The following is a 6,299-nucleotide window of genomic DNA, read 5'->3' on the forward strand; positions in this document are numbered from 1 at the left end:
CATCGCGCGCCTCCCGGCATCGCTCCCCATCAACGCGCAAATCATCAAATCAGCGCAGACAAGCCACTAGGCGGGTTTTTGATGCCTGCTCCTCCGCCAGGACCTGTGACCGCCCGGTGCTGTACGCCCCTTGATGGCGCGACGGCCGGGCGCCGGCGGCTCCATGCGATGCGGATGCGACACCGCGTGTGCCCTCGGCCGAAGCCTGCCGGTGACGGACCCGTGGAGCCGCGTCAGTCCGGACCGAGAGGCCGCAGCAGCGCGAGGATGTCGGTCATCGAGGGGCGCGCGGTCCGATCCTGCTGGATGCAGTGCTGCTCGATCGTGCGAAGGGCCGTCTCATCGGACCCTGTCGGCATCCGCGCGATGAGCTCACCGAGGAGGATCCCCCAGGCGCGCACCTCGATCCGCTGCAGCGCGCGGCCGAGCGCTCCGGCCGGCAAGGCGGAGGCCGCACCGAAATCGCTGAGCACGGCATCGCCGGTTCGGCCGTCCCACAGGATGTTGTGGCCGTAGAGGTCGCCGTGCAGCAATCCGCGCGCGTGCAGGTGAGCCGCCCCCGAGGCCACGCCCCGGGCGAGGCGCAGCGCACTCTCCCGCGTGAGCGTCAGGCCGGGGTCGTACTCGTCTCGGCTGCAGCTCGCGAGGCTCGGCGGTCCCGCGAGAACACGCCAGTGGGACGGCAGCAGGGGCATCACCAGGCCCTGGATCCCGTCGGGATGTCCGGTCACGCGCCCCAGCGCCCCGGTGAGGCGAGGATGGCCGCCCGCGGCGAGGCAGGCCGCCATCTCGCGCTCGGGCAGGCCATCGCTCGTCATCGCCCCCTTGAAGAGCTTCAGCGCCACGGGGCGGGGCGGCTCATCGGTCGGGGGCGACCAGATCGCGCGATGCACCCAGCCCGACGCGCCCTCCCCCAGGCGCTCCTCGCTCGCCAGGTGGGCCCAGGGCACGCCGGGGATGTCGCGCGCCTCCCTCGCCGGCTCGCACGGGTTGCCGGACCATGACACCCAGGCGAGCCGGGGCAGGTCGACCAGCCAGGGCGGCAGCGCCTCAAGGTGGTTGGCCGCAACCCTGAGAAGTTCGAGGTGGGGAGCCCCCGCGAGGTCGTTCGGCAGTGCCCGCAAGCGGTTGCCGGACAGCAGCAGCTTCTGGAGCCTGGGGCGCTCGCCGAGCGCCGGGGGCAACCGGTCGATGCGGTTGTCGGTCAGCGTCAGCCAGCGCAGCGCGCGGGGCAGCGCCTCCCCGGGCACCTCGCGCATCCCCACACCCCGCAAACCGATCTGGCTGAGCGACGGACAATCGCCGAGGCCCGGCGGAAGCCGCTCGAACCGGTTGCCCGAGCCGAACAGCACGCGAAGCCTGTGCAGGCGGCCGAGATCATCGGGGAGTGCGGTGAGTCCGGCCCCGCTCAGATCGAGGAGTTCGAGGGTGTCGGCGAGCCCGAAGATGTCGCGCGGGAACTCGTCCAGGCCGGGACCGAGGCGGAGTTCCGTGGCCCCCGCGAGGTCACCCGCGCGCAACGCTTCGAGGGTGCGCAGCGTCGCTGCTTCAGCCGACACGACCGGAGACCGCCCGGAATCGGACCCTCGAGCCGTGGCGCATGGACGGTCCGTCGTGGACGGGCCAGCGATGGCTGCCCCGTGCAGGGCCCGCGCCGGTGCAGGACGCGACGTCCCGCTCCGCCAGCCGCCGGTGCTCCTGGTGCTTCGCCCGCGGCACGATCCCGCCTCGTCATCCGGGCCGGACGCCGGTCCCGGGCCCGAGGAGTAGCATTCCGCCGCTGTTTCGAACACGGCCCGATCCGGCCGGACGGCAACCGTGGTCCGCCGCCGGAAGCGGCATCAGGTTCTCTCCTTGCCGAGGGCGTCCAGGGCCTGGCCGAGCCCGCGGAAGGACAGCGACACCGCGACCTCCCGGCCGTCGGCATCCTTGAAGGTGATCCGTCCCGCCTCCTCGGCCTTGCGCCAGCCGCTCAGCACCGCCTCCGTCGCCGCGGCATCCGCCACGCACGGCCCGGGAAGGCAGCGCCGCCACGCCAGATCCAGACCGCGGCTGGCATCCTTCGTCTCCGCCACCCGCACGCTCGACGGGAAGCTCACGTTGGCCGGCAGCAGCGCCGTGATGCGCAAGCCCTCCTGCCCCGGCAGGCGTCCGACCGCGAGCTGCGCCACGGGCGCCGGCTGGCCCTGCGCCTGAATGGTCTGCGACACCTCGCACACGCGGCCCGCTCCCTCGCCGGCCAGCCGCTGGCAGCGCAGGACCCAGTCGCCGTAGGTGGCCGTCGTCTGCCCCGGCTCGGCCGGCACCGGCGCTCCTGCCTCGGCCGCCGGTTTGGGCTTCGCGGGCGGATCCTTGGCCTGCGCGGCCGCCAAGCCGGCCGCCAAGCCGACCCCTAAGCCGGCCAGCAGGCCGGCCGCGAGGAAGGCCGGGCGCGGGCGCGGGCCGGACGAGGGGAGCGCGAGGGAGAGCGGCATCAGGCATCCTCTTGCGTGGAGGTGGCGGGGGCCGAGAGGGCGGCCGGCGCGGGAGCGGGCGCGAGGACATCCGCCACGGCCCGCAGGCTGATCAGGTGGGCGTGGATCACCGCCGGCCCGCCGTCGCGGTCGGCCCCGGCCGGAGCGGTCGAGGCGGCCAGAAGCGGGCGGGCGGAGACGGCGATCACGGCCCGAGCCTCTAGAACTGGAGCGCGACGCTGAAGGTCAGGCGGTTGTCGGCGGGCTGCCGGTCCGAGCGCTCGGCCCGGCCGTACTCCACCGTCACCGCGGCGTTGGTGAAGCTCAGGCTCGGCGCGGCCGCGATGCGCAGGCCCACCCCGTAGGCCACCCCTCGCACCATCGGCCGCTCCAGCGCGGTCGGCTTCTGCTGGCGCACCAGCCCATAGGCCCCGAACCCGTACGGGCTCAGCACCACGGCGCCCGGCGTCACGTCCGGCGGCGGCAGGTTGCTGCCCAGCTGCGCCGGGAGCGAGGGCAGCCCGAACGGCAGGGTGACCGGCACCGCGAACGGCAGCTGCAACTCGCCCCGGGTGACGAAGCCCTCGTCGCCCTGCAGCAGGCCCGCGTCGAAGGTCGACAGGCCGGTGAGGGCCGCCAGCCCGATCTGCTCGGCGCGCGCCAGCGCCTGGTTGAACGAGGTCTGGCCGCGCGCCCGCAGGTCGAGCGTCAGGTGCTCGGCGAGCGGCTGGGTGATGGTCAGCGCCGCCTCCAGCTTCTGGAACTCCGGCCGGGCGCCCAGGCGCGAGAGCGACGGCAGGTCCGAGCCCGCCGGCGGCGCCTCGCGCGCGCCCAGCCCGTCGATGCCGAACGAGGCGCCGAGCCGCCCGCTCAGCACGCCCTCGCCGGCTAAGAACCACAGGACGTCCGTGGCGGCCCGGGCGACGCGCAGCCGATCGAGGCTGAAGGGCGCCGCCACCGGCACCCGCACCTCGACCCGCTCCTCCTGGGCGTCGAAGGAGGCCTCGGTGTTGAGGGTGAAGTCGCGCGCGCGCACCAGGGGGTAGCGCAGGCGGGCGGCGTAGCGCGAGAACTCGGAGGCGAAGCCGAGCGTGCCCGGCTGGGCGCGCGGGGTGGCGCGGGTGCCGCTGGCCTCCAGGTTGAGGGTCAGGCCGTCGGTGCCGAGCGGCAGGATCAGGCCGGCGGCGAGCGCCCGGTTCCTCGGCTCGGGCCCCAGGAAGGCGGCGGTGCCGCCGGTGATCGGCAGGCCGACGGCGCGGAAGTAGAGCACCTCGCCGTGGCCGGTGGGCGAGTTGAAGTCGATGCCGAGCGAGGCGGAGTAGCGGCCGAGGCTGTCGGCGAGCACGTTGTCGACGCCGGTGAAGCCGGTGACGGGCTTGTAGCGGGCCTCGACGACGAGGACGCTGGCGCCGGCCGCCTGGCCGGGGGCGAGGGTGGAGCGCAGGACGGTGCCGGGGGTGTCGCCCGCGAGCAGCAGCGTGCGTTCGAGCAGCGCGAGGGTGAGGCCGCGCTCGCCGACGAGCGGGGCGAGGACCGCGCCGACGCGGTCGCGGATCTCGGGCGGCAGGGCGGAGACGTCGACGCGCTCGATGACGCCGTCGACGACGAGGAGGCGGACGTCGCCGCCGTCCCGGAGCTGCTGGGCGGGGAGGACGACGCGCACGAGGGCGAAGCCGGCGGCGGCGTAGGCGAGTTCCAGCTCGCGGGCGGCGGTGAAGATCTCGGCGGCGGTGACGGTGCGGCCGGCGAGGCGGGCCGCGATGGCCCCGGTGGGTCCGGCCAGCGCGGGCAGGCCGCCCTGGACGTCGAGGCGGCGCACGCGCACGGCGAGCCTGTCGGCACCGGCGGGCACGTCGAGGCCCTGCCCCTCCGGGATGGCGATGGCGCCGCCCTGCCGCTGGAGCGGCGGGCTGAACGAGGGCGGTGTGATCTGAGACGCCGTCTGCGCCAGGGCCGGGGCCGCGGCCAGCGCGGAGAGCAGCATCAGGGCGCCCCCCGCGGCGGAGCCCGGCCCGCGCCACCGGCCGGCCGGGGGCCGAGGCCGGCCCGCCCGAGCCGGCGACGGCGCCGCGTGTTGCCCCCCGCCGGCTTCGAGGCAGGCCCGGTCCGCGACCATCAGCATCATCAGCGGCCCTCTGGCGTGTCGGTCACGGTGATCGGCGGCCCGGCGTTCCCAGGCCCCGCCAGCCCGCGTCGCCCGCGAACGGTGAGCGGACGGCCGGTCGCGTCGGCAGAGCCGGTGATGATGAGGCGGATCATGGCCTAAGGTCAGGTAAAAATTCGAACCGGATGCTACCTTAGCGCATCCGCCGGTGGGTGTGGATTCCTCTGCGTCAGAATGCCGAGGTGGTATGATCTCGAATCGTGGAAGTGACCTATCTGCACCATCGGCGGTCTCTCCTCTTCCATGGGAGATCGTTCGGTGAGGCGCCCAGGCCGACGGCCGTGCCGAGACGTCCGCCGAAATCCGTGATGAACGCCGCTCCGCCCAGATCCCGCGCCGCGGCCCCGAACCCGGCGCAAGCTCGGCGCGCGCAGCCCGGCGGCGTGACGCCGCCGGGCCGTCACGCGAGTTCCGCGTCCTGCCCGCGGCGGAGGCGAGGCGAAGCGTGAGTCCGGGTGGCGTGGGTGCGACGCTCCTGCCCTGTCGGGAACGGCCGGAGCCGTCCGGACCGTTCGGGTGAGGCTGCGCCCGCAGGCATGCGGCGACAGGGCAGCCCTGCCGGGATGAACAGGCCGGCCGCCGCACCGTTGATCCTCCAGATCGCACTGCGCGTGGAGTGGATGACATGATGAAGCGCATCTTGCTGTCGGGGGCCCTGATCGCCGCCGTCGCGCTGGCGCCCATGGCGGCCGAGGCTCAAGGCCGCCGTGGCGGCGGGTTCGGAGGCGGCGGGTTCGGCGGAGGCGGCCTGCATGGCGGCGGGGCCGGGCTCGGCGGGGGAGGATTCCGGAGCGGCGGGCTCATCGGCGGAGGCGGCTTCCGCGGCGGGGCCGGCCCCGCGGGCCAGGGCTTGGGCGGCGCCGGCCTGGGCGCCGGCGGGCTCGGAGCCGGCCGCATCGGCGCGGGCGGCTTCGGCCACCGCGGATTCCCGGCAGCCGGCGTCGCGCCCGGCGGCGTCCGCGGCGCGGGGATCGGGGCCGGCGCTGGTGTCGGCACCGGCCTCGGGGCGGGCGTGAACCGCGGCGCCGTGGTGGGGCGCGGGTTCCACGGCCGCGGCGGCTATGCGGGCGGCTACGGCCGGCATCGCGGCTACGGACGCGCCGTCGGCTACGGCGCCCTGGGGCTCGGCCTCGGGCTCGCGACCGGCTACGGCCTCGGTGCCTACGACGGCGGCACGGATGACTGCGAGTACCGCATCGCCAACGGCCTGCCGCTGCCCGGCGCGTGCGAGAACGACTACTACGGCACCGGGTACTGACCTCAAGGTCCGCCCGATCCCGTCGGGCCGCCTCCCTGCCGTCATCCCGGGGCCGCGCAGCGGAGCCCGGGATCCCCCGTGATGCGGGGCGCGCGGCCACGGCGTGGCCGGGCGTGGCTCGCGCGCCCGCGGCGCGCGCCCGTCAGGGCCGGGTTCGCCTTCGCTCCGGAATGACGGTCGGGGGCTGAGCCCAACCATTCGGCTGCACACCGTAAGACGGAAGTCGACGGAGGGGCTCATCCACCCCGCCCCATATCCTCGGCTGTGACGCTTCCTCTCTCGTTCCAATGCTTCGAGTGTCTCGGGCGACCACCGAAGCCGCGGTGAGTTGATAAACCTGCGATAACGTTTCGTTAGAGCGTTTTCGGTTTGGGCTGAGTCGGTGCGGGGTTTTCGGGTCTGCTGCGGTGTGATTCCCTGATCG

5 protein-coding genes are annotated in these 6,299 nt (G+C 74.7%); 1 reads left to right on the top strand and 4 read right to left on the bottom strand.

Features of this window, described 5'->3' with window-relative positions; genetic code table 11:
- Positions 1-233 precede the first annotated feature (233 nt).
- The 4 genes from ACKUB9_RS33870 to ACKUB9_RS33885 form a co-directional block, all read right to left on the bottom strand.
- Positions 234-1,559 carry a leucine-rich repeat-containing protein kinase family protein gene (locus ACKUB9_RS33870; protein ID WP_407531036.1) on the bottom strand — a complete coding sequence of 442 codons (1,326 nt, stop codon included), beginning with the start codon at positions 1,557-1,559 and terminating at the stop codon, positions 234-236.
- Positions 1,560-1,841: 282 nt separating this feature from the next.
- Complete coding sequence (locus ACKUB9_RS33875; protein WP_407531037.1) at positions 1,842-2,474, bottom strand: invasion associated locus B family protein; 633 nt, start codon at positions 2,472-2,474, stop codon at positions 1,842-1,844.
- Complete coding sequence (locus ACKUB9_RS33880) at positions 2,474-2,662, bottom strand: hypothetical protein (protein ID WP_407531038.1); 189 nt, start codon at positions 2,660-2,662, stop codon at positions 2,474-2,476. The genes ACKUB9_RS33875 and ACKUB9_RS33880 overlap by 1 nt, the downstream gene beginning before the upstream one ends.
- An 11-nt stretch (positions 2,663-2,673) precedes the next feature.
- Entirely contained in the window at positions 2,674-4,437 is a 1,764-nt protein-coding gene (locus ACKUB9_RS33885) for a ShlB/FhaC/HecB family hemolysin secretion/activation protein (RefSeq protein WP_407531040.1), read from the bottom strand.
- An 805-nt stretch (positions 4,438-5,242) separates the two neighbouring features.
- Here ACKUB9_RS33885 and ACKUB9_RS33890 point away from each other — a divergent pair.
- Positions 5,243-5,875 (top strand): hypothetical protein, encoded by a 633-nt coding sequence (locus ACKUB9_RS33890; protein ID WP_407531042.1) that lies wholly within the window; start codon positions 5,243-5,245, stop codon positions 5,873-5,875.
- The last annotated feature ends 424 nt before the right edge of the window (positions 5,876-6,299 follow it).

The organism is Methylobacterium oryzisoli (assembly GCF_046557895.1).
GTDB classification, from domain to species: Bacteria; Pseudomonadota; Alphaproteobacteria; order Rhizobiales; family Beijerinckiaceae; genus Methylobacterium; species Methylobacterium oryzisoli.

Excerpts from the sequence above, each read along its gene's own strand:
- ACKUB9_RS33875 (WP_407531037.1), bottom strand. The coding sequence starts at position 2,474 with ATGCCGCTCTCCCTCGCGCTCCCCTCGTCCGGCCCGCGCCCGCGCCCG.
- ACKUB9_RS33885 (WP_407531040.1), bottom strand. The coding sequence starts at position 4,437 with ATGCTGCTCTCCGCGCTGGCCGCGGCCCCGGCCCTGGCGCAGACGGCG.
- ACKUB9_RS33890 (WP_407531042.1), top strand. The coding sequence starts at position 5,243 with ATGATGAAGCGCATCTTGCTGTCGGGGGCCCTGATCGCCGCCGTCGCG.